Raw genomic sequence first — 25,018 nt, forward strand, 5'->3', positions numbered from 1 at the left:
CATTGCCATGCTGCTGAACCTGTTCAATGAAATGCGCGCGGCCAAGGTGCCGGTGTCGGTACGCGAGTTGCTCGACCTGCTCAATGCCTTGAAGCAGCGGGTGATCTTCGCCGACATGGACGAGTTCTACTATTTGGCGCGCGCCATCCTGGTCAAGGACGAGCGCCACTTCGACAAGTTCGACCGGGCCTTCTCGGCCTACTTCAAGGGCCTTGAAAACCTCGACCACCACCTGGAGGCGCTGATCCCCGAAGACTGGCTGCGCAAGGAATTCGAGCGTTCCCTGACGGATGAAGAGCGTGCGCAGATCCAGTCCCTGGGCGGTCTGGACAAGCTGATCGAAGCGTTCAAGAAACGCCTGGAAGAACAGAAGGAACGCCATGCCGGCGGCAACAAATGGATCGGCACCGGCGGTACCAGCCCGTTCGGCTCGGGCGGCTTCAACCCCGAGGGCATTCGCGTGGGCGATGCCGGCAAGCGCCAGGGCAAGGCGGTCAAGGTATGGGACCAGCGCGAGTACAAGAACCTTGACGACGGGGTGGAACTGGGCACGCGCAACATCAAGCTGGCCTTGCGCCGGCTGCGCAAGTTCGCCCGTCAGGGCGCGGCCGAAGAGCTGGATATCGACGGCACCATCGACCACACCGCGCGCGATGCCGGGCTGCTCAACATCCAGATGCGTCCGGAGCGGCGCAACAGCGTGAAGTTGCTGCTGCTGTTCGACATCGGCGGTTCGATGGACGCCCACGTGAAGATCTGCGAAGAGCTGTTTTCGGCCTGCAAGACCGAGTTCAAGCACCTGGAGTACTACTACTTCCACAACTTCGTGTACGAGTCGGTGTGGAAGAACAACCTGCGCCGCACCTCCGAGCGCACCTCGACCATGGACCTGCTGCACAAGTACGGCGCCGACTACAAGGTGGTGTTCGTGGGCGATGCGGCCATGGCGCCCTACGAGATCACCCAGCCCGGTGGCAGCGTGGAGCACTGGAACGAGGAAGCCGGGTATGTGTGGATGCGCCGCTTCATGGAGAAGTACAAGAAGCTGATCTGGATAAACCCCTACCCCAAGGACACCTGGGGCTATACCGCTTCGACCAACATCGTGCGCGAGCTGGTCGAGGACCGGATGTTCCCGCTGACCTTGCGCGGGCTGGAGGAAGGGATGCGGTTTCTCTCCAAGTAGCGGTGAACCCTTCGCCGGCCTTGCCGGCGAAGAGGCCCTGTCAGTCGGCAAACCTCTGCAGATAAACCTGCTGCTCTCGCCATGCCATCTCCTGCACCACGGCCCGCAACCGCACCACACGCCCCGGCAGCAACTGCGCCAGGCCGGCCAGCGCCAGCGGGGTCAGCGCCCCCAATCGCGGATAGCCGCCAATCGTCTGCCGATCATTGAGCAACACGATCGGCTGCCCATCCGGCGGTACCTGCACCGCGCCCAGCGGTATCCCCTCCGAGATCATCGGCTGCCCCTGATACTGCAACGCCGGGCCCAGCAGGCGCATGCCCATGCGGTCGGCGCGGGTGTCCAGGGTCCAGTCGCGGTTGAAGGCATCGAACAGGCTCTGCCCGGCAAACTCGCCGATCTGCGCCCCCATCACCAGGTCCAGCACGGTGCAGGTACCAGGCACGGGTCGAAGCCCTTCGGGCACCTCACGCACACCCGGCGCGTTGCCGGCGTAGCCCAGGCACTCGCCTCGGGCCAATGCCCTGCCCAGTCCCGTCAGCCCGCCCAGCTCCTCGCGCACCACCGTAGCGCAACTGCCCAGCACCTGCGGCGCAGCGAATCCCCCTGGCGCCGCCAGGTAGGCCCGCACACCCTGCAGCGGCTGGGTGAACTGCAGGCGCTGCCCCTTGTCCATCACGAAACTGCGCCACGGCGCCAGCGGCTGGTCGTCGAGCCGTGCGCCCAGGTCAGCACCGGCCAGTGCCAGGCAGCACGCCTGCTCGGCCACCAGCGTCAGCCCGCCCAGGGTGATCTCCACCACCGCCGCCTGCGGTGCATTGCCCAGCAGCCAGTTGGCCCAGCGCATCGATACCCAGTCCAGACCACCGCCCTGGGTCACGCCCAGGTGGCGCACGCCAAAGCGCCCGGCATCCTGCAACAGGCACAGCGGCGTGCTGGCCTCGATCAGCAAGCGGCTCACGGCGACACCTGCAGGGGCGTGTCGTCGCCGCCGAGTGCAAGGAATTCGGCACGGTCCACCGCCACGAAGCGCACCCGGTCGCCCGGCTGCAGCAGGCTGTAGCCCTCGCGCTGGCGATCGAACAGGCGGCTGGGGGTACGCCCGATCAGGTTCCAGCCCCCGGGCGAAACCGCCGGGTAGGCCGCCGTCTGGCGCTCGGCGATGCCCACACTGCCGGCTGCCACGCGCTTGCGCGGGGTGGCCAGGCGCGGCGCGGCCAGCGCCTCCTCGACCAGCCCCATGAACGCGAAACCCGGGGCGAAGCCCAGGGCGAACACCTGGTACTCGCGCGCGCTGTGGCGGCGGATCACCCCCGCCACGGAATCGCCGCTGCGCTGCGCCAGCAAGGCCAGCTCGGGCCCGACGCTGGGGTCGTACCACACCGGAATGTCGTGGCGCTGCCCTGCCCCGCCCTCGTCGGGGCGAAGACCTTCGAGCGCCTGCGCGATACGCTCGCGGGCCTGGGTGGGCGACAGGTCGAAATGCACCATCACGGTGGTGTACGACGGCACCAGATCGATCAACTGCGCCGCAAAGGCTGCGCGCAGACGCTGGGTGGCAGCGAGCATCCAGGGCATGTTGGACTCATCGATCGCATCGAACAGGCGCACCATCAGGCAATCGACAGCAACCACCTCGACGCGCCACTTCATGGCGCCGCCTGCGCATCGAGAGCCTGACGAATCTGCCGCACCGCAGCCACCGAGCTGGCATTGTCGCCATGCACACACAGCGTATGGGCCTGCAGGCGCAGTGCGCTGCCATCACTGGCAACCAGCGGCTCGCCCCGTGCCAGGCGCAGGGCCTGCTCGACGATCAGGGCCGGGTCGTGGTGCACGGCACCGGGCAGGCGCCGCGACAGCAGGCGTCCGGCGGGGTCGTAGGCACGGTCGGCAAAGGCCTCGAACCACAACGTGACGCCATATTCGTCACCCAGTGCCTGGGCCGCGCGATTGTCGGCCGTGGCCATCAGCATCAGCGGCAGGCTGCGGTCGTAGGCGGCCACCGCCTCGATCACCGCACGCAGCTTGCCCGGCTCGGCCATCATGTCGTTGTACAGCGCGCCGTGGGGTTTGACGTAGGCCACCTGGGTCTTCTGGGTACGGCAGATACCGTCCAGCGCGCCGATCTGGTAATGCAGCAGGTCGCGAATCTCTTCATTGCTGCAGGCCATCGAGCGGCGCCCGAAACCGGCCAGGTCCTGGTACGCCGGGTGCGCCCCCACCAGCACGCCCCCGGCCACGGCCAGCGCCACGGTGGCGCGCATGATGCCCGGGTCGCCAGCATGAAAACCGCAGGCGATGTTGGCGCAATCGATAAAGGGCATCACTTCGGCATCCAGCCCCATGCTCCAGCTGCCGAAACTTTCACCCATGTCGCAATTGAGTAGCAGGCGGCTCACGCGCGTTGCTCCTGTGTCGGGTGGGGGGGCGGCCCGGAGGCCGTCTAGCGCCAGCTCGGCTCCACCGGCTTGCGCCGACCGCCGAGGATCGCCCAGCCGATCAGCATCAGCAGGCTCTCGATCACCAGTGCCAGCAGCATGGCGCTGGCCAGGCCCCAGGCCATCGCCTCGGGCGCCAGCAGGATCTGGTAGCTGTAGCCCTTGAGGGTTTCCTCGCGCAAGGCCGGGTCGGCCGCCACCAGTACGTGCCAGGTGCGTACCAGCCACGGGCGCTGCAGGGTCTGCCACTCTTCTTCGAGCAGGCGATTGCGCGCCACCAGGCTGTCGATGCTGTCGGCATCGCTGTTGAACACCGGGTCGTCGCTGGCACGGTAGTGACGTACCAGCGCCTGCAGGTCGCCATTGAAAAAGCGCTGCGCGGTCTGGTTGAAGCCCTTGAGGCCCTCGCGCGATTCGAGCAGGTGCGCCTCGACCCGCTGGGTGTAATCGTTGATCAGCCCGGGGATCTGCACACCGACCAGCAGGCCGAAGGTAAACAACAGCAAACGCAGGTAACTTCTGAACATGAAGGCTGATCCTTAGCTGGCCTGACCCTGGGCAATGCATTCACCGCGCCGCCACAGGCCCCACTGGCCAGGCTCGTAGCGGTGCCAGATCTCGTCCTCGGTCAAGGCCTCGGTGGCAATGACGGTGACCACGTCGTTGGGCGTGGTCTCGGCCTGGAAGTCGACGATCATGTCCACGTCCTTGAGCCGCGCCGGGCCGAACGGTGCGCGCCGGGTGATGTGTACCAGCTTGGTCGAACAGAAGCAGAACAGCCAGTCGCCATCGCTGAGCAGGCAGTTGAACACGCCCTTGCCACGGAACTCGGCGCAGGCCTGCACCAGCACCGGGATCAGCTCCTCGACCTCGACCGGCTCGGGGAATGCCTCGCGGATGCGGTTGAGCAGGTCGCAGAAGGCGGCCTCGCTGTCGGTATCGCCCACCGGGCGGTAGAAGGTGCGTTGCCCCTGGAAGTCGCCCAGCTGGCCGTTGTGTGCGAAGCACCAGTTGCGCCCCCACAGTTCGCGCACGAACGGGTGGGTGTTGGACAGGCATACCTTGCCCACGTTGGCCTGGCGAATGTGGCCGATGACCACCTCGCTCTTGATCGGATAACGCTGCACCAGGTTGGCGACTTCCGACTCGCAGCTGGCCGCCGGGTCCTGGAACAGGCGCAGGCCACGGCCTTCATAGAAGCCGATGCCCCAGCCGTCACGGTGCGGCCCGGTACGTCCGCCACGCTGCATCAGCCCGGTGAAGCTGAACACGATATCGGTAGGGACATTGGCGCTCATGCCCAGTAATTCACACATGCAGGGGTCGCTCCAGGGCGGATCTTACAAACGCGGTTCGAGGCGCTCGCGGCTGCCGCCGGCGGGTGCTTCAGGGGGTTCGCTGCGGTAGCGGTCACGGCTGTCGGCGGCGAACGGCTGGTCGTCCAGCGGCTCGTCGGCATCGCGCCTGGCGGCGGCTTCGGCAGCGGCGCGGCGGGCCTTGGCACGGCGCTCCAGCGGCCAGCGCAGCAGCACGAACACGGCATACAGGATGAACGCGATCATGCCGTACATGGCCAGGTCGGACGCGGCGCGCAGCACGTTGTTGCCGACCTTGAAGGCCAGGTCCAGGGCAGTGATGGCAATGGCCGGGGCGAACTTCTCCTTCACCGGGTCGATGATGGTCGGGGTCAGCAGCAGCACTGCCATGATCACCCGCAGCGGCTCGCGCAACCAGCGCCACATCCACGCGGTCAGGCGAAAGCCCACCAGCAGGCAACCCAGGGCGGCCAGGGCATAGAGTCCCCAGGCGAGCAGATAATCGTTCTCGGTCATGGCGTCCGTGGCAAGCTAGGCAAATAGATGCTTATGATAACGACTTTTCAGCGCGCAGGCGCGCCCCAGCAAAGAGAACCCCGCATGTCCGCAGCTGCCAACGCCCCCCAAGCCCCGATCGCCCGCCAGGATGCCGGCACCGATCCCTATGCCTGGTTGCAGGCCCGGGACACCCCCGAGGTGCTGGCCTACCTGAACGCGGAAAACGCCTATCAGGAGGCGCAACTGGCCGACCAGGCCGGGTTGCGCGAGCAGCTGTTCGAAGAGATCCGTGGCCGCATTCTCGAAACCGACCTGTCGCTGGCCTCGCCCTGGGGCCCCTACCTTTACTACACCCGCACCACCGCCGGCGACGAGTACCCGCGTCATTACCGCTGCCCACGCCCGGCAGACGATTCGCCGACGGTCGATGAAAGCCGCGAAGAGCTGCTGCTGGACCCCAACCTGCTGGCCGCCGGTGGCTTCCTCAGCCTGGGCGCCTTCAACATCAGCCCCGACCACCAGCGCCTGGCCTACAGCCTGGATACCAGCGGCGACGAGGTCTACACCCTGTACGTCAAGGACCTGGCCAGCGGCACGGTCGAGCAGCTGCCGTTCGAAGACTGCGACGGCAGCATGACCTGGGCCAACGACAGCCAGACGCTGTTCTTCGCCGAACTGGACGACACCCACCGCCCGCACCGGCTGATGCGTCATCGCCTGGGCACCCAGGGGGCGGTGCAGGTGTTCGAGGAGGCCGACGGTCGCTTCTTCCTGCACTGCTACCGCGCCAGCTCCGAGCGCCAGCTGATCCTGCTGCTCAACAGCAAGACCACCAGCGAGGCCTGGGTACTGGATGCGCACACCCCGGAACAGGCGTTCACCTGCCTGGCACCACGGGTCGAAGGCCATGAGTACTACCCTGACCATGGCCAGTTGAACGGCCACTGGCACTGGTTCATCCGCAGCAACCAGCAAGGCATCAATTTCGCCCTGTTCCACGGCCCGGCCGACACCCTGCCAACCCACGAGCAGTGGCAGGTACTGGTGCCGCACCGCGACACCGTGATGCTCGAGGGGCTGACCCTGAACGCCAGCGCCCTGACCCTGAGCCTGCGCGAGGGCGGCCTGCCGATCATCGAGGTGCGCCCCCACGGCCTGCCCACCTACCGCGTCGAGCTGCCGGATGCAGCCTACAGCCTGTACGTGCAGGACAGCCTGGAGTTCGACAGCCCACGCATCCGTCTGCGCTACGAGGCGCTGAACCGCCCTGCGCAGGTACGCCAGCTGACGCTTGCCGATGGTCAGCAGCAGGTGCTCAAGCAGACCCCGGTGCTCGGCCCGTTCGACCCCGACGCCTACGTCAGCCAGCGCCTGTGGGCCACCGCCGGCGACGGCACGCAGGTACCGATCAGCCTGGTTCAGCGCCGTGAGGACCTCGGCAAGCCGGTGCCGCTGTACCTGTACGGCTACGGTGCCTACGGCGAAAGCCTGGACCCGTGGTTTTCCCATGCGCGCCTGAGCCTGCTGGAGCGCGGCGTGGCCTTCGCCATTGCCCACGTGCGCGGCGGCGGCGAACTGGGCGAGGCCTGGTACCGGGCCGGCAAGCAGGAGCACAAGCCCAACACCTTCAGCGACTTCATCGCCTGCGCCGAACACCTGATCGCCACCGGCGTGACCGATGCCGAGCACCTGGCGATCAGTGGCGGCAGTGCCGGCGGGCTGCTGATCGGCGCGGTGCTCAACCAGCGTCCCGAGCTGTTCAAGGCGGCGATTGCCGAGGTGCCGTTCGTCGACGTGCTCAACACCATGCTCGACCCCGATCTGCCGCTGACCGTCACCGAGTATGACGAGTGGGGCAACCCGCAGGAGCCCGAGGTGCACGCGCGCATCAAGGCGTATGCGCCCTACGAGAACGTGAAGGCCCAGGCCTACCCTGCCCTGTTGGTGGTGGCCGGTTACAACGACAGCCGCGTGCAGTACTGGGAGGCGGCCAAGTGGGTGGCCAAGCTGCGCGTGCACAAGACCGATGACAACCTGCTGCTGCTCAAGACCGAGATGGGCGCCGGGCATGGCGGCATGAGTGGGCGCTACCAGGGGCTCAAGGACGTGGCACTGGAGTACGCGTTCGTATTTAAAGTGCTGGGCCTGGTGTAATTCAGGATTTCTGTTGTCTGAATCAGCAATTCGCCGGCAAGGCCGGCTCCTGCAAGCTATGCACTGGCCATTGCAGGAGCCGGCCTTGACGGCGAAAACCAGACACCACAAACCTCCAAGAAAAAGACCAACCGCGATGCCCGACCCGACCTCCCTGAACAACGAAATTCGCGACATGCTCATGGACTGCGGCCTGTTCGACCAACTGCTGCCGCCTGACTTTCAGACCGCTGCCGGCTACTTCAGCATCAGCACCATCGCCCAGGGCGAGGAAATCTTCCACGAAGGCGATGCCGGCACCTTCATGTGCATCATCCACTCGGGCCAGGTATCGGTACGCAAGACCGACCCCGACGAGCATCAGGTGGAGATCGCCACCCTGCGCAAGGGCCGCGCCTTTGGCGAGATGGCCGTGCTGGACGGCGAACGCCGATCGGCCAGCTGCGTGGCCGCCAGCGACTGTCAACTGCTCAACCTGGGCAAGGACTCACTGGAAAAAATGCTCAACGAAACGCCCAAGGTGGCCGCCAAGATCATCCGCGCCCTGGCCGTGGCACTGTCGCGTCGCCTGCGCATGCTCGACGGCCAGCGTCTCTCGCAGCAGGTCTAGCCCTCGCGCGGTTTGTCCTTGCCGGCATCCGGCGCAAGCCCTGGCAGCGGCTGGTCCTTCGGCGGGCTGGGCAAGGGAATCGGCGGCAACAGCGGCGCACCCGACGAGCCCTGCCCTGCACGGGGGATGGTCGACGGGGCCACCTGCGGGTAAGGGGTGGGCGTGGGCGTACCCGGTGCACCCGGTACCGGTGCGAGGGTGCGTGGCTGCAGGTCCGCAGCCTGGGCCTGGCCGAGCCAGGCAATCAACAGCAGGGCAATGCTCGCATGGCGCATGGGGCGGGCTCCTGGAGAGTGCTGCCTACAGGCTACGCGCAAGCGCTGCGGTTTGCCTGTCCGAAATGCCCGTCATGGCGCTAAACTTCACGGCATAACCGTAACAAGCCCGAGAAAGGTACAACCATGAGTTCGGCAACCTCTTCCGCCGCCGCCACCGCGCGGCTGGACCGCATCCTCGCCGATGCCAAGCGCGACAAGGAAATGGGCTACCGCGACAAGGCCCTGCGCATGTACCCCCACGTGTGCGGCCGCTGCGCCCGCGAATTCGCCGGCAAGCGCCTGAGCGAACTGACCGTGCACCACCGCGACCACAACCACGACAACAACCCCCAGGACGGTTCGAACTGGGAACTGCTGTGCCTGTACTGCCACGACAACGAGCACTCGCGCTACACCGACCAGCAGTACTTCAGCGAAGGCTCCACCGCCAGCCCAAGCATCGCCAAGGCCACCCATAACCCGTTCGCCGGGCTGGCCGGGCTGCTCAAGAAAGACTGACCCTGCGCCCCACCCGTGCCGGCAAGCCCGTATAATCGCGTCTTTTTTCTCAAGGGCCCCGGCACGTGGCGAACAAACGGTACAGCTGCATTGGTCTGTTCAACCCCAAATCAGCGGAGAACGTCGGTTCGGTGATGCGTGCGGCGGGTTGCTATGGCGTGAACTCGGTGTTCTACACCGGCAAGCGCTACGAGCGCGCCCGCGACTTCGTCACCGACACCAAGCGGGTGCACTATGACATCCCGCTGATCGGCATCGACGACCTGCAGAAGATCATCCCGCTGGGCTGCACACCGGTTGCCGTCGAACTGATCGAGGGCGCCCGCCCGCTGCCCGAATACACTCACCCCGACCGCGCGATCTACATCTTCGGCCCTGAAGACGGCTCGCTGGATGCCGACGTGCGCGCCTGGTGCGAAGAGACCATCTACATCCCGACCAATGGCTGCATGAACCTCGCTGCTACCGTCAACGTGGTGCTCTACGACCGCATGGCCAAGGGCCTGAACACCCGCTCCGGGCCCAAATTCAAGTAATCCGCGGGAACGTCCTGGCGGCCCTGGCGGTCTGCTGACTATCCATGCCCCCACAGGAGTACGACCATGTCCCAGAACAAGACCCTGACCCTGGCCACACCGTTTCAGAGCAAGACCGAACACAACGTGCAAGGCTGGGAGCGCGCTGGCTCCCTGGCCACGGGTGTGGTGATGGTCGGCAAGGGGCTGCGTCGCGGCGGTTTCTTCGGCCTGATCCAGATCGCCATCGGCGGCGTGGCGCTGGCCCGGGGCATCACCGGACACAGTTCGGCCAAGAGCCTGATCGAGCGCGGGCGCCGCGACCTGGATCAGATCCGCAGCAAGATCGAACGCACCGGTGAAGAGCTCAGCGTGCTGAAGGCCAATGCGCAAGCGGCCACCCACAGCGCCACGGTCACCGGCAACGACTCGCTCAAAAGCCCCAAGGCCTAACGCAACAGCTTGGTGTCCAGCACCTCGGAGCCACGTCCCAGCACGTTTTCACTGAGCTGGATGAACTCCGCAGTGCTGACGCTGTTGAGGCGCATCAGGCCCTGGGTCACGTCGTCCAGCGAACGCTGGTTATGCGTGTGCAGGCGGATCTCGCGGTCCAGCGCCTGCAGCAGCAACACCGCACGGGCCACCCCCGCATCGGTGATCTGCTCGCCGCGCAGCGTGGTGACCTTTTCGCCCTGCCTGGCCAACCGGGCCTGCACCGCCTGGTAGCGGTCCTCGGTGATGCCACCGGCACGGCGCAGCAGTTCGATGCCGTAGTATTCGGCCAGCCCCTCGCCAATCCAGTCACTGCGTTCCTGGTCGTTGACCTGGGCGAACACCCGCACCAGTTCGCGCAACAACGGGCTGCTGCCGTTCTCGTTGACCAAAGGGCGATTGCTGTTGAGGTAGATCGAGTGGTAGCCGGCCCGGGTGCCGCGCCACAACTGGTCGCGGGCGCCCACCAGCAGCAGCTTGGGCGGGTTGCGCGGGAACACGCTCTGCAGCTGTGGCCACACGAACGTCAGCAGGGTCAGGGTGTCCATGCGCCGCAGGCCCTGGCCCTGGGGCCCGGCGACGGTGACCTCGGTCTCGCCCAGACGGGTGCGCCGGCTGCCCAGGTTGCCGGCGAGCATCCAGCCGGTAGGTCGGTCGAACAACCGCGAAGGGTTGTCGATGCGGAAACGCTGCTTGCCAATCCGCGGCCAGGGCGTTTCGACACTCTTCCAGTCGCCCGGCAACTCGAACACCAGGCGCGCGACCAGCTCGGTGCCGTCCTGCTGGTCGAGGCGCGCGGCAGGCACCAGGTCATCGCCCCGGAACAAGGCCCATTGCGCAGTGATGCGGCTGTCGTAGCCGGCGTTCTTCAGGGCATGGTTAAGCTGTACCCGGTAGCTCAGGCTGGACACTCCTGCCCCCGGCTGCCACAGGCCACGGCGTGCTCCGGCCTGCAACTGCCAGGCGCCATCGGCCTTGAAATCGCTGTAGACGGCTTCCTTGCCCAAGTCGAAATCCAGGCTGCGCACCGCTGCGCCGTCGGCCAGGGTCAGGCGCACCTCGGCCTGCCCGCTCTGGGGCAGCAGGCGCACGTGGTAATCCAGATCGACCTTCTTCGCCCAAGCGCCATGGCTCGCCAGCAACAGCGCAGCCCCCAGCAAACAGCGACGTATCTCCATTCACATCCCCTTGCGCCGCAGCCTCAGCCGGCGCGGAAAATCAGATAGTCTTCCCAATCGTCTTCGGCCACGCTGTCTTCACTGAGCATGCGGCCAGACCACGAAATGCGTTGCTTGTGCACCTGCTCGCGATCGCCACTGACCAGGTGATGCCAGCTGGGCAGGTCCTTGCCCTCGCTGACCAACCGATAGCCACAGGTGGGCGGCAGCCACTTGAACTGGTCGGCCTTGCCCGGGGTGAGCTGGATGCAGTCGGGTACCGAGGCAAAGCGGTTGGGGTAATCGCTGCACTGGCAGGTCTTGAGGTCGAGCAGCTTGCAGGCAATGCTGGTGTAGTAGACGCTGTTGTCGTCTTCGTCCTCGAGCTTTTGCAGGCAGCACAGGCCGCACCCATCGCACAGCGACTCCCACTCCTGGCGATCGAGCTGATCGAGGGGCTTGCTGATCCAGAAGGGTTGGGTGGCAGGCATGGTGCGTTTTGTCCTGTTTCAATTCAAGTGCGCGCGCGTGGCGGCGCCAGTCTAGGGCGTGTGGCCGGGCTTTGCCAGACCGCTTGTCAGGGCTGGCGCCACGCAGTAGTTTGACAGGCTGTGTGTTTCCCCACCCCGTCAGGAACCCCTCCATGAGTGCCAACCCTCGCGTTGCCGACTATGCCATTGCCGAGCAGTTCATCCAGCGCTGGTCGCCCCGGGCGTTTACCGCCGAACCGATTGCCGAAGACACCCTGCTGAGCTTCTTCGAAGCGGCGCGCTGGGCCCCCTCGGCCTACAACTCGCAGCCGTGGCGCTTTCTGTTCGCGCGCCGTGACACGCCGAACTGGGAGCGCTTCCTGGGCCTGCTCAACGAATTCAACCGCAGCTGGGCCCAGCACGCCTCTGCGCTGGTGCTGGTGATTTCCAAGACCACCTTTACCGCCCCTGGCGCCAGCGAAGAAACCCCGGCGCTGTGGCACACCTTCGACACCGGCTCGGCCTGGGGCCACCTGGCGTTGCAGGCCAGCATCAGTGGCTGGCATACCCACGGCATGGCCGGGTTCGACCAGGCGCTGGCGCGCAAGGAGCTGAAGATTCCGGACGGCTATGAACTGCATGCGATGGTCGCCATCGGCAAGCTGGGCGACAAGGCGAGCCTGGCCGAGTACCTGCAGGCCCGTGAAGTGCCAAGCCCGCGCAAGCCGTTGAGCGAGCTGGCGGCCGAGGGTGATTTCAGCCTGTAGGGCTGAAGTTCGCGGCGCCCCTTTCGCCGGCAAGGCCGGCGCCTAAAGGATCTCCTGTAGGCGCCGGCCTTGCCAACGAAGGCTGCGACGCGGTTTCAGTCAGTAGCCCCGCTCGAAATCCACCTCGCCACGCAACGCCTGCCCCGCCTCGTATGCCCGCAGATTCTCCACGAACAAACGCACCATCGCCGTCGGCGAGGTCGGCGCCGAGCTGTGCCCGGTCAGCAGCAGGCCCCAGGCGGTCCAGAACGGATGACGCTGCGGCAGCGGCTCCTGGCGGCATACATCGATCACCGCGCCCGCCAGGTGCCCCAGCTTCAGCGCCTCGACCAGGTCGGCATCGACCACCGATACCCCACGCCCGGCATTGATGAACAGCGCCTGGGGGTTGAACCTGGCGAACAGCGCGGCGTTGTACAGGTCGTGGGTGACAGGCGTGTCGGGCAGCAGGTTGACCACATAATCCACCTCGCCCACCAACCGCCCCAGCTCATCCAGGCCGGCCACCTCGACAAACGGCGCCTGTACGCGGGCCTGGCTGGCCACGCCATACAAGGTGACACCGAAGGGCAGCAGGAACTCGGCAACCTGCTGGCCGATGTCACCGGTGCCCACGATCAGCACGCGCCGCCCTTCCAGGCTGCGCCCCAGGCGCCCGTCCCACTTGCGTTCCACCTGGCTGAGCACGCGCGCGAGCACCTCGCGCTCATGGCCGAGCATGTAGGTGAGCACGTACTCGGCCATCACCTGGCCAAAGATGCCCACCGCCCGCGTCAGACGATAGCCACGCGGCAAGCCGTCGACCAACAGCGGGGTGATGCCGGCCCAGGTCGACTGCACCCAGGCAGGGCCGTGGCCCTGACGCAGCAGGGTGGCCAGCAGATCGGGCTGGCCGAGCCACACCGGGCACTCTGCTGCCAGCTTCGACAGTTCGGCAGAGTCGCCGCTGGTCACTACCTCGAGGTCCGGTGCCATCTCGCGCAGCAGGCGAGCGTAAAGGGCATGATCCTGTTCAACGATCAGAACGCGCATGTTTTGGATAACCTTGGCATAAACCACGGCGCTGGCCCGCTCACTGCGCGGGCCGCGCCATGCAAGACAGAAAAAAGCTCAGACCGGGTCGTTGCGCCGCAACAGCTCTTCGGGAAGATGCTCGATGTACTCGTCTTCAAGTGGCGGCATCTGCAGGTGGTAGCCCTGCTTCTCCAGATTGGCCAGCACCTGGGTGATGTCTTCGCGGGCCAGTTGGCGTTCGGGGGTCAACACCAGGTCGAAGGCATGCACCGGCTTGCCAAAGGCCGGCAGCAGCCCCTCGGGCACGCGCTCCAGGCCATCGGCCTTGAGCACGTAGAGGTACATTTCATTCTTGCGCGGGCTCTTGTAGATCGAGCAGATACGTTTCATGGCTGGTCTCCGGTGCCGGCCAGGCAATCGAGCAGCGCCTGGCCCATCCGCTCGCGGCGCCAGCCGCGCAACGAATCAGGCAGTTGATAGGGCCCGTTGGGGTAGCCGCTCTTGAGCAGCGCCTCGAGGGTTTTCTTTCGCAGCATCAGTTCGGGCGCGATGCCCAGGCGCTCGCCTTCGGCCTGGCCGATGGCACGCAGCTGCTTGAGCAGCGCCGAAGCCTCGATCGGCAAGGGCTCGGGCAGGGCCGGCGGCCACTCGCTGGGCGGCACGCTGGCGGCCTTCTTGATCAGCTCGAGCAGGAACTCGCCATCCTGGCGAATGGTGCGCGGGTGCATGTCTTCGATCTTGGCCAGGGCCGACAGATTGTCGGGCTGGGTACGGGCCAGAGGCCACAGCGATTGCTCGCGCAGCACCCGGTTGCGCGGCAGGTTGCGCGCACGCGCCTCGCGTTCGCGCCAGGCGCACAGCTCGCGCAGTACCGCCAGTTGCGCACGCGACAGCTTCCAGGCCAGCTTGGCATCACGGTACAGCTCGTAGGGGTCGGTTTCGCGGCGCAGTTGGGCCACCAGCTCGGCGCCGTCTTCCAGCACCCAGGCATTCTTGTCTTCGGACAGCTGCGGGCGCAGGCGCTCGTAGACTTCGGCCAGGTGCACGGCATCTTCGGCGGCGTAGCTGACCTGGGTTTCCGACAGCGGGCGCTGCAGCCAGTCCGAACGGGTCTCGCCCTTGGGCAGCTCGATGCCGAGTACTTCCTGCACCAGTCGCGAGTAGCCCATGGAGAACCCGAGATTCAGGTAGCCGGCGGCCAGTTGGGTGTCGAACAGCGGCGCCGGCAGGCTGCCGGTCAGGCGCATCAGCACTTCGAGATCTTCGCTGCAGGCATGCAGCACCTTGGTCACGGCGCTGTCTTCGAGCAGCTCGGCCAGCGGCTGCCAGTCGCCGATCAGCAACGGATCGATCAGAAAGGCACGCTGCCCGTCGCCGACCTGGATCAAACCGGCGATGGGGTAAAACGTGTCAACCCGCATGAATTCGGTATCAAGCGCTACATAAGGCAACTGCCGCCACTGTCGGCAGTGCTCGGCCAGGCTGCGGTCGTCGCAAATCCAGTGAATATCGATGGCCACAAGGCTCTCCCACGAACAATGGCGCGCAGTATATACGGCGCAGGCCACCGCCGGGAAACCGCTCGACCGCCGTTCCCTCGCCAGCCTGCGCACGCGGTCAGTGTGTAGCGACCACCGGACGGCAACTGGCGAACATGTCCAGTTGCGGGTCGTACACCGAGGTGTGCACCCGCAGCAGGCCGAGCATCGAATGGAACAGGTTGTCCTGGCTCAGCGGCTGGTTGCGCGAGCGCTGCAGACAGTCGGTATCGACGGCATAGTCCTTGCGATAGCCATCGGAAAACCACGCCAGCATCGGTATGTGCTTCTGCTGCTCGGGAGCGAGCATGTAGGGCGTGCCGTGCAGGAACAGGTTGTACTCACCGAGCGACTCTCCATGGTCGGACAGGTACAGCATGGCGGTGTCGACCTTGTCCTGGCGGCTGCGCAGGACGTCGATCAGCGTGGCCAGCACGTGGTCGGTGTACACCAGGGTGTTGTCGTAGCCATTGATGATGCTCTGGCGGTCGCACTTGTCCAGGGCATTGCTGCGGCACACCGGGGTGAAACGCTCGTAGGCCTTGGGGTAGCGCTTGAAGTACTCCGGCCCGTGGCTGCCCATCTGGTGCAGTACCAGCACGGTGTCCTGCTGCAGGTTGTCGAGCATCGCCTCCAGCCCCTTCAACAGGATTTCGTCGTGGCATTCGCTGTCGGCGCACAGGGCCGGGTCCTTGAGGTTGCTGACATCCTCGAACGCCACGCGATCGCAGGTGCCCTTGCAGCCGGACTGGTTGTCGCGCCAGTGCACCGCGATGCCGGCACGCTGCAGCACGTCGAGCAGGCCCTCCTGGTTCCTGGCCTTGCTGGCGTCATACTGCTTGCGGGTGAAGGTGGAGAACATGCAGGGTACCGACACCGCCGTTTCGGTGCCGCACGAATGCACGTCGCTGAAGGCCACCAGCCCCGCCTCCTTGCTCAGCTGAGGCGTGGTATCGCGGTCGTAACCGAGCAGGCCGAAGTTCTGTGCGCGGGCGCTCTCGCCCACCACCAGCACGGTCAACGACTTGCGGGCCTGGGGCGTTACCGCCAGCGGGCGCACGGCATCTTCGCCAATGCGGCGCAACGGTACATGCGCGCTGCCTAGCTGCTCGCTGACATAGGCTACTGCGGCGCCGACATAGTTGCTGGGCACGACCATCAGGTGCAGTTCATGGTGATTGCGAAACAACGAGGAAAGCCCCTGGTAATTGAGCAATGCCACCGCGCCCAGTACTGTTGCGCTGGCCGTACCGACCACCAACTTGCTCAACAACTCGCGGGGGAAGGTGCGATAAAGAATCGGGGTTTTATATAAAAGAATACTCGGCACTACGCCCAGTAACAGGATATAGCCGGCCAACGTGAACGAGAGCAGATCACGCACTTCGGTGGCATTGGTTTCCATGGTATTGCGCAACATGCCCACATCGATCAGCACGCCGTAGCGATTCATGAAGTAGGCCACCCCCGCGCTGACAAGGAACAACCCCGCCAGCACCGGCTTGAACACGGGCCGGAAGGCCACCAGGGTCAGCACCAGGTTGAACGCGCAGAACACCAGCACGGCAAACGCCAGGCGCAGCACCAGGCCCGGGGCATCCCCCGGCACGATACTGAAAACATGCTGCCACAGTACCGCGTTGAAACCGATCAACAGGTACAGGCTGGCAATCAACGTTACCCATTCGGCACGCAGGGGTTTTAACTTGAACATGGCGCTTCGCTTCTTGAAAGTCCGGGACGATGTCATTGCAACATCAATTAAAAACAAGGCGGACTGTAGGCAGGGTGCCATCAATTTTTCGTGAAAAAGACGCCAACAAATAATTGCACTTTATTGAGCGAAGGGCAGAACACTTCTTGTTCAGCCTTTATTCAGGAACAGGGCCTTGTCGCCCTGCTCCCGAACAGCGGTCAGGCGGGCAACAGCACCTTGGCGTAGCTGTCGCGGTCCATGTCGACCAGCTCGACGCTCAACTGAAGCTCGCGACCGCTCACCTCGACCACCGCATCCTTGAGCACCTCGAGCAGGCTGCCCGAGAGCTGCTTCTTGACCTCCGGGGAGCGGCCGCTGAGCAGCGACAGCCGCACACAGACAAATGCCCGCTCGACCGGGGCCACGCCCACACGAAAATGTTCGAAGGCGCGCGCGCGACTCTTGATATCCAGTTCCTGGGCGAACTGACCACTGCCGACCAGCGCGTGATTCAGGCGCAGCAGAACCTTGTCGACTTCAAGCTCGCGCAGGTTGGCGCTGTATTCCAGGTGCAGATGGGGCATGACTCGGGCGTCCGTCGGGGGAAATGATTCGACAGACTACCCCATCTGCGGGGGGCGGCAAACGCGTCTATCCTGAAGGTTCATGCCCACCAACCTATCAGCAGAGGTGAAGAGATGCCGGTCAAACACGATTTGCTTGCAGACCTGAATCTGACCAGGGAAGCCTTCGACGAAAAAAAGAAAACCGATCCGCGGCTCAGTACGTTGCACGAGAAGTACAACGCGATCGACGCCCAAGTGGTCGAGGCAGAAAGCGGCAGCGCCACGGACGATCAGGTGACGGAACTGCGCAAGAAACGGCTGCTGACCAAGGATGAGATCGTCGACCATCTCAAGGCCTAGGCGTTGTACCGCTGGCCGTGCTGGATAAATCTTGGTTGACCACAACAGTTAATATCATTTTGATATCAAATTTTTTGCCAGATAATTGGCAAGCCAAAAAAAACCCCGACACTTGGCGTGTCGGGGTTTCTTGATCAGGCCGCAATGGCCTGATCACGCCAAACTTACTGCTGCTGCGGCAGTTTGTCGATTGGACCGCAGCCACCAATAACCTTGGAGATGGAAACCGAAGGGTGGAACAGGTAATCGTACGAGCAGTTCTTTGGCTGGTTGTACACTTGGCCAGTGCAACCGGACAGCAGGGCAACACCCGAAACAACAGCGATTGCGACCGATGCCTTGATAAACTTTTTCATTCTAAATCCCTTAAATTACGATTCGCCGTCTTACTGATGGCGCGGCGATTGTAGGGAGGTCAGCACAATAAATCAAAAGATTTGTTACACCTTTCAAAGTCTTATGGAACGTTCGTGCTAGTTGCCCGGGCAGGGCCTGCGAATCGACTTCGACGGTCATTCTGATTTTCGGCTCAGATTCTCGAGCTTCACACCGGCGACACTTCGCCTGCTGCCGAGGCTTGGGTGAGCATGGCAAGGCGCAGTGCGCGCCTGATGTCTGCATTGATATCGTCGGTGTCTTCCAGCCCCACAGAGATCCGGACCAACCCGCGAGGTACGCCCATTCGCTCCAGGTCGGTGCCGCCTGCTCGGGCAAAACTACCGTAGTGATAACACAGGGATTCAATGTTCCCGAAGGTGGTACCTGTTCGTATCAATTGCAGTTGACTAACAAAGATTGTGCCCGCTTCCTGCGAAGGCAGCACAATGGCAATAAGGCCTGTATGCAATGACGGGTCAATGCCGTTGGCCTGTGCGCTCCTGGTCGACCAAACGGCACGCCATTGCAACGTGGGAAACTCCTGATTCAACATGGCAATGACCGCAAGTGCATTGTCGGCATGCTTTTTCAATCTGAGCGCAAGTGTTCTCAAACCACGCACCGTAAGCCAGGCCGAAAACGGGTCGAGGATCAGCCCGGCACTTTCCCTGTGAGACTTCAATGCCTTGAACAGATCCGGGTCATTGGTACTTACCATCCCGCCCATTACATCACCGTGTCCATTGATATGCTTGGTGGTGGAATACAAGGTCACTGCCGCCCCCAGCGACAACGGCTTCTGGCAAAGTGGCGTTAGAAAGGTATTGTCGACAACCAGAAGAACGGCGTTCTTCATGCAAAGTTTCGCCAGTTCCGCAATATTGATGTCCAGAAAAGCCGGGTTGGTGGGTGCCTCGATAAAGATCATTCTGGTGTCGGGCCGCAGGGCCGCCTGAAACGCCGCCGTTTCGTACGCTTCAATGACCGACAGCGTTATGCCACGCTGACGTGTTTCATGCTCAAGCTGTTCGATCACTTCATAGAACAGGCCGCGGGGCACGATGACGTGGTCACCTGCGCCCAGCAGCGCACGAAAGACCAGCAGGCAGGCGGTCATTCCGCTGTTGACTGCCAGACTGTAGGCGCAGTGTTCGATGGCACGAAACTTCGCCTCCAGGACGGAAACGGTGGGGTTGGCGTAGCGCTGGTAGGCAAAGTTTTCCCCCTCTGCATTGCCGAGCATGTCCCTCCCCGCTTCAACGGAGTCCAACAGTGCCGCGGAATTGCAGATCAGTGCGGGCACTGGAAACTGATCCAGGCCCGCCTCATGTTGCCCCAGGTGGATCGCGCGGGTAGCAGCGCCGAGTGGCGAAGACAGCAGATAATCACGGCGCTGCCGTTCACGCGGGCTCACGTTTTTGGTTGGGCTCATGAATGGCCTGATTCCGAAAGAGAGGGCTGATCCAGCCCGTTGATGATGACCTGCCCCTGGCGACCTGAGGGTGGTGCCGTTTACTCGTACTTGTAGCAAGGCACCACTTTTCCACCCAGCGAGACGATGGAGAACCTTTCCATTTTCGGCATGACGGCACAGGCCAGGCTCACTTGGGCCGCGCTGCAATGCAGCTCCTTTACCCAGATGGGATGATCCGCCTTGAAGCACTCGTGCTTCAGGTGCAGCAAATGTTGATCCAGTGGCATTCTGTCCGGGTCGCGTGGCATGGGGGCAGATGTCATCCTGGCGCGCTGCGTCGAATCAAACGCCAGGCGCAGGCACCGCAGTAGCCGTGGGTGCCGTGCCAGGTTGTTCCTTGAACCTGTCCATTCCCGGGTGACCTCTTCCAGGCCTTCGGCGACTTTGTATTGCTGCACCAGCTCCTTGATGGCGCGTGCTGCGGCGTGGCTCGGGTACAGCGAACAGCCACCGCCAACCACATGCACATCGGCGATTGTCTTGTCTGGGCAATAGGCAATGAAAACGGGATAGGGTATCTGGCTGGTGGCGTCGAACACTTCGATCGAGGCCCCGATAGCACCTTGCGCATCGCGCAAGGTTTGCAGCAATGCTTGCGGCATCGAGGCGTGAGCGATCTTTCTTATGGGTGTTTTGCACTCGTAAAAGAAGTGCTGTGCAATAAAGCGGCCGATACCGTGGCGCTCTATGACTTCGCTCGCGGCATGTATCGCCGCCTCGGTGAACCCGTAGCCTGCTGCCACACCCGTACCACAGGAATATCGGCGCGCAGCGCCATAGTCGGCATCATCGCCAGCGATGGCTTCATTGGCATACTGATGATTGATCAGGAATGACGGGTAGTGCAGATCAGCGCCGCCTGATGCTTCATGCGCCGCAAAGTGGATGACAGCCATCTGTGCAGTCTTCGAATGACGAAGCATCTGCACCGGCAGTACGTCCTGCAGGGCCGGTTGGGAAACTACCGAATCAAAACACTGCAAGGCGCTATGGGAGCGTAGTTGAAGTGGCCCCATGCTATGTTCATACGCTTCATACTTGGCGCCGATGCGCGCCTCTGCTTCATACCCTTTTCCGCAGCCGACAGACTCCATGTCACGGCTGTCAAAGGGGAATTCAAGCGTGGCCACAGTGCTGGACAGCGGGCTACCGTAACGGTTCAGGGTTACCTGTATTCCTTCGTTGATAAAATGCTGATCTATCACACTTTCTGCATCTTGCAATGACAACGTACGCTCGGGAGCAATCATGTTCATCGGCTGGAATTTCCATATACGCTGAAAGAAAAATGAGGCGCAGCAAGCGCCTCATTCATTTTCATCACTCAGCCAGTACAGCAGCTTCTTCTGGCGTGAACTCTTCTTCCAGCTTGACGCTATCCACTTCGTCTTCAGCAGGTTGGTCGACCTTGAACTCGTTGATATACATGCAGCAGTACTTACCCATGGAAATATCCTTTTCATGATGGATTCATGTGCGCACTTGTTTTCAGGTGCAGGTCGAGAGTAATACCGGCCACTTTCACTGCCCATAGGAAAAGTCCTGACTCCAGGCGTGAATACGTGGTTTATGGGGTGTTACTTGAGTGCCAGAATGCGCCGAAACAGGGAACAGTGTTTCCTACGCACAATTGCTGTGCGCACGCGAAAAGCAAAAAGCCCCTGAAACCGTAGGTTTCAGGGGCTCTTGCATGTATGGCGGAGAGATAGGGATTTGAACCCTAGGTACTGTTGCCAGTACAACGGATTTCGAATCCGTCCCGTTCGGCCACTCCGGCATCTCTCCAGTGGCGCGCATGATACCAGCAGTTTTCCCAAACGCAAAGCTTCTTGTGAAAAAAATTCGCGTGGTATCAGGCGCTTGCGTCAGTCACGCGCTTACAGCGGCACGCCCAGACGCTTGGCAACTTCTTCGTAGGCTTCGATCACGTCGCCCAGACCCTGACGGAAGCGGTCCTTGTCCATCTTCTTGCGGGTTTCCTTGTCCCACAGGCGGCAACCATCCGGGCTGAACTCGTCACCCAGCACGATCTCGCCATGGAACACGCCGAACTCGAGCTTGAAGTCCACCAGCAGCAGACCAGCGTCGTCGAACAGCTTGCTCAGCACTTCGTTGACCTTCAACGACAGCGCCTTCATTTTCACCAGCTGCTCGGCGGTGCCCCAGCCGAACGCAACCACGTGGGATTCGTTGATGAACGGGTCGCCCTTCTCGTCGTTCTTGAGGAACAGCTCGAACGTCGAGGGCTCCAGCTTGATGCCCTCCTCCACGCCCAGGCGCTTGACCAGGCTGCCGGCTGCGTAGTTGCGCACCACGCACTCGACCGGAATCATGTCGAGCTTCTTGACCAGGCATTCGTTGTCGCCCAGCAGCTTGTCGAACTGGGTTGGAATGCCGGCTTCTTCAAGCTTCTGCATGATGAAGGCGTTGAACTTGTTGTTCACCATGCCCTTGCGGTCGAGCTGTTCGATACGCTTGCCGTCGAACGCCGAGGTGTCGTTGCGAAACAGCAGGATCAAGCGGTCGGCGTCGTCGGTCTTGTACACCGACTTGGCTTTGCCGCGGTAGAGTTCTTCACGTTTTTCCATGATGGGCTCCGCTTGCTAAATTGAAATGGGCTAGGCGATTTCGCGCCAGTCGAGCCCGTAATCCTGATTCGCCACTTGCAGCCAGTCCGGGTCACACCCGAGGGCGTCGACGAAACATTGCCGGGCCAGCTGTGGCAGGTTGTTCTTGCTGCTGAGGTGGGCCAGCACCAGGTGCTGCAGGTTCTGCCAGCCCAACTCCGACACCAGGCGCGCGGCCTGGTGGTTGTTCAAATGTCCGTAGTCGCCACCCACGCGCTGCTTGAGGAACATCGGGTAATGCCCGCGGCCCAGCATGTCGCGACAATGGTTGGCTTCGATCAGCAAGGCGTCCAGGCCCTGATAGCTGTCGAGCAGGGCCGCGTCGTACGAGCCCAGGTCGGTCAGCACGCCAAACCGGCGGCGGCCATCGCTGAACACATACTGCAAGGGCTCCAGCGCATCGTGGCTGACGCCAACGGCGGCAATGCTCAATGCACCCAGCTGCAGGGTATCGCCAGCTGCCAGGAAGCCGCTGGGCTCCACGGGCTTGCGCATCCCGCGCAAGGTGCCACGACTGAGGTACACCGGCACATTGTAGCGCCGCGCCAGCAACCCCACCCCATGCACGTGGTCGGCATGCTCGTGGGTCACCAGCACCGCGCTCAACTGCGCCGCCGACACGCCGAGCAGCGCCAGACGCCGCTCGGTTTCGCGCAGGGAGAACCCGCAATCGACCAGTACGCAGGTACTGCCACTGACAATCAGCGTGCCATTTCCCTGGCTGCCACTTCCGAGTACGGCGAAGCGCACTTAACCCAGGTTGTCCTGGATGACGCTCAGCACGCGACGGGCCACATCGGCCGGGGCCACGGTGTTGATGTTCTTCTCGACCGTCACCTGCACGCTGTCACCCACCTTGCTCAGGCGTACCTGATAGCGCTCGGCGCGGGCTTCACGCTCTTCCTTGCTCGGCGCGCTGCCGAACAGGCGGCTGAAGAAACCAGGCTCCTGGTCCTTGGCCTCGGCTTTTTCGGCAAGGTTGATGTAGTACAGGCCCAGGCTGCGGTTGATATCCTCAACCCGCCATTCGCCCTGTTCCAGGGCACGGCCGACGCTGGACCACGCGCGATCGAGGTCGGCGCCCAGGTTCAGTACCGGGTTGCCGCTGCCGTCTTCGCTCAGGCTGACACGGCTCGGGGTATCGAAGTCACGGGCCGCCAGCAGCGATACCGAACCGCCCTTCTCGGCGCTGCGGGTCATGCTGGCAAGCATTTCGTCGACCAGTGCAGCGTCCACACCGGTGTTCTCGGCGCGTGCCGGAAAGTCCTGTTCGGTGGCGCTGCCGGCAGCACGCTCGACGGTCACCACATAGACTTCACTGGTATTGCGCTGTACGCCCGGCTCGATGCGAACCCGGGCACGGATTTCATTGTTGCTGCTGCCTGCAACACCGCCCAGGCGCTGGGCCATGGACGCCGACAACTCGTCGAAACGCTGCCAGGTGGTGCTGAACTCGCCGGTCTGCGGGCGCTCTTCGGCGATGCGGAAGCCGTTGTCCTCGAAGAACTGGTGGGCCACCGGCCACACCTCGGCCGGGGCGCGCTGGGCCAGGACCCAACGCGAAGCGCCGCTCTTCTGCAGGCTGAAATCGCTGATGTCGGCACCTGCCGCCAACGGCTGTGGACGCGGCACTTCGAACTCGCCCTTGACGTTGTCGTCGGCGACGTTGCGCGGAATCGGCAGCAGCGGGTCAAGACGCTTGACGTTGCTGACATCCGGCGGCAGCTGCATCGGCGGCTTTTGAGTGGCCTCCAGATAATCGCTGCCCCGGTCACGGAAGTAACCCTCTTCGCCCCAGAGCCAGCCACAACCACTGGTGCTGGAGATGATCAAGGCAAGGGCGGAAAGACCAGCCAATCGCTTCATGCGGTGTACGTCCTCAATTAAAACTTCAGGCCGCACTGGCGCATGGCCTGGCGTACCGTATCGTGACAGGATTCGCTCAGCCAGGTCAGCGGCAGGCGGATGCCTTTGTGCATCAGGCCCATTTCGACCAAAGCCCACTTCACCGGAATCGGGTTGGCTTCGACGAACAGGTCCTTGTGCAGGGGCATCAGTTTTTCGTTGATGGCGCGGGCCTCGTCGGCCTTGCCTTCGAGTGCGGCGTTGCACAGGTCGGCCATTTCGCGCGGGGCGACGTTGGCGGTCACCGAGATGTTGCCTTTACCGCCCAGCAGGATCAGTTCGACGGCGGTCGGATCATCGCCGGACAGCACGATGAAATCCTTGCTCACGCCATCCAGGATCGCCTTGGCACGCTTGAGGTCGCCGGTGGCTTCCTTGATGCCGATGATGTTCGGCACGCTCGAGAGACGGATCACGGTCTCGGCCTGCATGTCACAGGCGGTACGGCCGGGCACGTTGTAGAGGATCTGCGGGATGTCGACGGCTTCGGCAATGTGCTTGAAGTGCTGGTACAGGCCTTCCTGGGTCGGCTTGTTGTAGTAAGGCACCACCAGCAGGCAGGCGTCGGCACCGGCGTCCTTGGCATTGCGGGTCAGGTGCACCGCTTCGCTGGTGGAGTTGGCACCCGTACCGGCGATCACCGGAATACGGCCGTTGACCTGCTTGACCACGGCCTTGATGACTTCGATGTGCTCATTGACATCCAGGGTCGCCGATTCGCCGGTGGTACCGACCGCAACGATGGCGTGGGTGCCGTTTTCCAGGTGGAAGTCCACGAGTTTGCTGAGGCTGTCCCAGTCAAGACGCCCTTGTGCATCCATGGGTGTGACCAATGCCACCATACTGCCCGCAATCATGAAGCTGCTCCTGCCGGAAAAAGAGAGCGGTAATGGTACTGGCGCCACAGGGCTTGCACAAGCGAAGCAGGCGGCAGGAGCATTCCCCTCGGCGACCATTTTCGCTACCCTTCTCTCTTTGATCGGTACACAGCGGCCCGCCGGGCTGCCGACAACGCGCCCCGACAGTGCCCGAGCCCTCGATCCTGAGCCACGGAACCACGCCGACAAGCCTATTTGCC

At 63.3% G+C, this 25,018-nt stretch carries 30 protein-coding genes and 1 tRNA gene; 8 read left to right on the forward strand and 23 right to left on the reverse strand.

Features of this window, described 5'->3' with window-relative positions; all coding sequences use genetic code 11:
* Nucleotides 1-7 precede the first annotated feature (7 nt).
* Nucleotides 8-1,186, forward strand: coding sequence for a vWA domain-containing protein (locus NP552_RS04105; protein WP_043864189.1), 1,179 nt, complete (start codon nt 8-10; stop codon nt 1,184-1,186).
* A gap of 40 nt (nt 1,187-1,226) precedes the next feature.
* Here NP552_RS04105 and NP552_RS04110 read toward each other — a convergent pair whose 3' ends face one another.
* The 6 genes from NP552_RS04110 to NP552_RS04135 are packed head-to-tail and all read right to left on the reverse strand — an operon-like array spanning nt 1,227 to nt 5,459.
* Nucleotides 1,227-2,147, reverse strand: coding sequence for a biotin-dependent carboxyltransferase family protein (locus tag NP552_RS04110; protein ID WP_088514498.1), 921 nt, complete (start codon nt 2,145-2,147; stop codon nt 1,227-1,229).
* Complete coding sequence (pxpB, locus tag NP552_RS04115; RefSeq protein ID WP_100634623.1) at nt 2,144-2,839, reverse strand: 5-oxoprolinase subunit PxpB; 696 nt, start codon at nt 2,837-2,839, stop codon at nt 2,144-2,146. Before pxpB ends, NP552_RS04110 begins: the two co-directional genes overlap by 4 nt.
* Complete coding sequence (locus NP552_RS04120; RefSeq protein ID WP_058541522.1) at nt 2,836-3,588, reverse strand: 5-oxoprolinase subunit PxpA; 753 nt, start codon at nt 3,586-3,588, stop codon at nt 2,836-2,838. Before NP552_RS04120 ends, pxpB begins: the two co-directional genes overlap by 4 nt.
* Before the next feature lie 44 nt (nt 3,589-3,632).
* Nucleotides 3,633-4,154, reverse strand: a complete 522-nt coding sequence (locus tag NP552_RS04125) for a DUF2937 family protein (RefSeq protein ID WP_054914961.1) — start codon at nt 4,152-4,154, stop codon at nt 3,633-3,635.
* A 12-nt stretch (nt 4,155-4,166) separates the two neighbouring features.
* Nucleotides 4,167-4,943 (reverse strand): class II glutamine amidotransferase, encoded by a 777-nt coding sequence (locus NP552_RS04130; protein ID WP_043864194.1) that lies wholly within the window; start codon nt 4,941-4,943, stop codon nt 4,167-4,169.
* A 24-nt stretch (nt 4,944-4,967) separates the two neighbouring features.
* Nucleotides 4,968-5,459 (reverse strand): MFS transporter, encoded by a 492-nt coding sequence (locus NP552_RS04135; protein ID WP_100634621.1) that lies wholly within the window; start codon nt 5,457-5,459, stop codon nt 4,968-4,970.
* 84 nt (nt 5,460-5,543) lie between these two features.
* Here NP552_RS04135 and NP552_RS04140 point away from each other — a divergent pair, with 84 nt between their 5' ends.
* Together NP552_RS04140 and NP552_RS04145 are read left to right on the forward strand one after the other, a co-directional pair.
* The gene (locus NP552_RS04140; protein ID WP_274096454.1) at nt 5,544-7,595 is read left to right on the forward strand and encodes a S9 family peptidase; all 2,052 of its coding nucleotides are present in this window, start codon (nt 5,544-5,546) and stop codon (nt 7,593-7,595) included.
* 136 nt (nt 7,596-7,731) lie between these two features.
* Entirely contained in the window at nt 7,732-8,205 is a 474-nt protein-coding gene (locus NP552_RS04145; RefSeq protein WP_088514493.1) for a cyclic nucleotide-binding domain-containing protein, read from the forward strand.
* Here the strand turns inward: NP552_RS04145 and NP552_RS04150 are convergent.
* Nucleotides 8,202-8,480 carry a hypothetical protein gene (locus tag NP552_RS04150; RefSeq protein WP_043864198.1) on the reverse strand — a complete coding sequence of 93 codons (279 nt, stop codon included), beginning with the start codon at nt 8,478-8,480 and terminating at the stop codon, nt 8,202-8,204. The genes NP552_RS04145 and NP552_RS04150 overlap by 4 nt on opposite strands.
* 126 nt (nt 8,481-8,606) lie before the next feature.
* Between NP552_RS04150 and NP552_RS04155 the strand changes: the two genes are divergently transcribed.
* The 3 genes from NP552_RS04155 (at nt 8,607) to NP552_RS04165 (ending at nt 9,949) form a co-directional block, all read left to right on the forward strand.
* Nucleotides 8,607-8,981 carry a YajD family HNH nuclease gene (locus NP552_RS04155; RefSeq protein ID WP_043864199.1) on the forward strand — a complete coding sequence of 125 codons (375 nt, stop codon included), beginning with the start codon at nt 8,607-8,609 and terminating at the stop codon, nt 8,979-8,981.
* 65 nt (nt 8,982-9,046) lie between these two features.
* Entirely contained in the window at nt 9,047-9,517 is a 471-nt protein-coding gene (locus tag NP552_RS04160) for an RNA methyltransferase (RefSeq protein ID WP_196932130.1), read from the forward strand.
* Between the two features lie 66 nt (nt 9,518-9,583).
* Entirely contained in the window at nt 9,584-9,949 is a 366-nt protein-coding gene (locus NP552_RS04165; protein ID WP_043864201.1) for a YgaP family membrane protein, read from the forward strand.
* Here the strand turns inward: NP552_RS04165 and NP552_RS04170 are convergent.
* Both NP552_RS04170 and NP552_RS04175 read right to left on the reverse strand, forming a co-directional pair.
* The gene (locus NP552_RS04170) at nt 9,946-11,166 is read right to left on the reverse strand and encodes a hypothetical protein (RefSeq protein WP_043864202.1); all 1,221 of its coding nucleotides are present in this window, start codon (nt 11,164-11,166) and stop codon (nt 9,946-9,948) included. The two genes, NP552_RS04165 and NP552_RS04170, sit on opposite strands and share 4 nt — an antisense overlap.
* A 23-nt stretch (nt 11,167-11,189) precedes the next feature.
* The gene (locus NP552_RS04175; protein ID WP_043864203.1) at nt 11,190-11,636 is read right to left on the reverse strand and encodes a YcgN family cysteine cluster protein; all 447 of its coding nucleotides are present in this window, start codon (nt 11,634-11,636) and stop codon (nt 11,190-11,192) included.
* A 152-nt stretch (nt 11,637-11,788) separates the two neighbouring features.
* Here NP552_RS04175 and NP552_RS04180 point away from each other — a divergent pair, with 152 nt between their 5' ends.
* Nucleotides 11,789-12,382 (forward strand): nitroreductase family protein, encoded by a 594-nt coding sequence (locus tag NP552_RS04180; protein ID WP_043864204.1) that lies wholly within the window; start codon nt 11,789-11,791, stop codon nt 12,380-12,382.
* A gap of 99 nt (nt 12,383-12,481) precedes the next feature.
* Here the strand turns inward: NP552_RS04180 and NP552_RS04185 are convergent, their stop codons facing one another.
* The 5 genes from NP552_RS04185 to NP552_RS04205 all read right to left on the reverse strand — a co-directional run bounded on the left by NP552_RS04185 (nt 12,482) and on the right by NP552_RS04205 (nt 17,214).
* The gene (locus tag NP552_RS04185) at nt 12,482-13,414 is read right to left on the reverse strand and encodes a D-2-hydroxyacid dehydrogenase (protein WP_274096455.1); all 933 of its coding nucleotides are present in this window, start codon (nt 13,412-13,414) and stop codon (nt 12,482-12,484) included.
* A gap of 78 nt (nt 13,415-13,492) precedes the next feature.
* Nucleotides 13,493-13,786: a YcgL domain-containing protein gene (locus tag NP552_RS04190; protein WP_043864206.1), complete on the reverse strand. Its 294-nt coding sequence runs from the start codon at nt 13,784-13,786 to the stop codon at nt 13,493-13,495.
* Complete coding sequence (gene rnd, locus NP552_RS04195) at nt 13,783-14,916, reverse strand: ribonuclease D (protein ID WP_043864207.1); 1,134 nt, start codon at nt 14,914-14,916, stop codon at nt 13,783-13,785. Before rnd ends, NP552_RS04190 begins: the two co-directional genes overlap by 4 nt.
* Nucleotides 14,917-15,013: 97 nt before the next feature.
* Nucleotides 15,014-16,648 carry a phosphoethanolamine transferase gene (locus NP552_RS04200; RefSeq protein WP_078481643.1) on the reverse strand — a complete coding sequence of 545 codons (1,635 nt, stop codon included), beginning with the start codon at nt 16,646-16,648 and terminating at the stop codon, nt 15,014-15,016.
* A 200-nt stretch (nt 16,649-16,848) separates the two neighbouring features.
* A complete protein-coding gene (locus tag NP552_RS04205; RefSeq protein WP_058541519.1) occupies nt 16,849-17,214 on the reverse strand; it encodes a 5-carboxymethyl-2-hydroxymuconate Delta-isomerase in 366 nt (121 codons plus the stop codon).
* Between the two features lie 114 nt (nt 17,215-17,328).
* Here NP552_RS04205 and NP552_RS04210 point away from each other — a divergent pair, with 114 nt between their 5' ends.
* A complete protein-coding gene (locus tag NP552_RS04210) occupies nt 17,329-17,556 on the forward strand; it encodes a YdcH family protein (protein WP_043864210.1) in 228 nt (75 codons plus the stop codon).
* A 164-nt stretch (nt 17,557-17,720) separates the two neighbouring features.
* Here NP552_RS04210 and NP552_RS04215 read toward each other — a convergent pair whose 3' ends face one another.
* The 9 genes from NP552_RS04215 to dapA all read right to left on the reverse strand — a co-directional run bounded on the left by NP552_RS04215 (nt 17,721) and on the right by dapA (nt 24,797).
* Nucleotides 17,721-17,912 carry a YhfL family protein gene (locus tag NP552_RS04215; RefSeq protein ID WP_043864211.1) on the reverse strand — a complete coding sequence of 64 codons (192 nt, stop codon included), beginning with the start codon at nt 17,910-17,912 and terminating at the stop codon, nt 17,721-17,723.
* Nucleotides 17,913-18,100: 188 nt separating this feature from the next.
* Nucleotides 18,101-19,366, reverse strand: a complete 1,266-nt coding sequence (locus tag NP552_RS04220; protein ID WP_274096456.1) for a trans-sulfuration enzyme family protein — start codon at nt 19,364-19,366, stop codon at nt 18,101-18,103.
* Between the two features lie 80 nt (nt 19,367-19,446).
* A complete protein-coding gene (locus NP552_RS04225) occupies nt 19,447-20,664 on the reverse strand; it encodes a YcaO-like family protein (protein WP_100634611.1) in 1,218 nt (405 codons plus the stop codon).
* 64 nt (nt 20,665-20,728) lie between these two features.
* A complete protein-coding gene (locus NP552_RS04230; protein WP_254996984.1) occupies nt 20,729-20,854 on the reverse strand; it encodes a hypothetical protein in 126 nt (41 codons plus the stop codon).
* Between the two features lie 249 nt (nt 20,855-21,103).
* Nucleotides 21,104-21,193: transfer RNA gene (locus NP552_RS04235), tRNA-Ser, on the reverse strand.
* Nucleotides 21,194-21,285: 92 nt separating this feature from the next.
* On the reverse strand, nt 21,286-21,996 hold the full coding sequence (gene purC, locus NP552_RS04240; protein ID WP_010223163.1) for a phosphoribosylaminoimidazolesuccinocarboxamide synthase: 711 nt from the start codon (nt 21,994-21,996) through the stop codon (nt 21,286-21,288).
* Nucleotides 21,997-22,026: 30 nt separating this feature from the next.
* Nucleotides 22,027-22,785, reverse strand: a complete 759-nt coding sequence (locus NP552_RS04245) for an MBL fold metallo-hydrolase (RefSeq protein ID WP_043864220.1) — start codon at nt 22,783-22,785, stop codon at nt 22,027-22,029.
* Nucleotides 22,786-23,901 (reverse strand): outer membrane protein assembly factor BamC, encoded by a 1,116-nt coding sequence (bamC, locus tag NP552_RS04250; RefSeq protein WP_213607179.1) that lies wholly within the window; start codon nt 23,899-23,901, stop codon nt 22,786-22,788.
* 17 nt (nt 23,902-23,918) lie between these two features.
* Nucleotides 23,919-24,797: a 4-hydroxy-tetrahydrodipicolinate synthase gene (dapA, locus tag NP552_RS04255; protein ID WP_043864222.1), complete on the reverse strand. Its 879-nt coding sequence runs from the start codon at nt 24,795-24,797 to the stop codon at nt 23,919-23,921.
* Between the last annotated feature and the right edge of the window lie 221 nt (nt 24,798-25,018).

The sequence above is a fragment of the Pseudomonas sp. 8209 genome (assembly GCF_028682105.1).
GTDB classification, from domain to species: Bacteria; Pseudomonadota; Gammaproteobacteria; order Pseudomonadales; family Pseudomonadaceae; genus Aquipseudomonas; species Aquipseudomonas palmensis.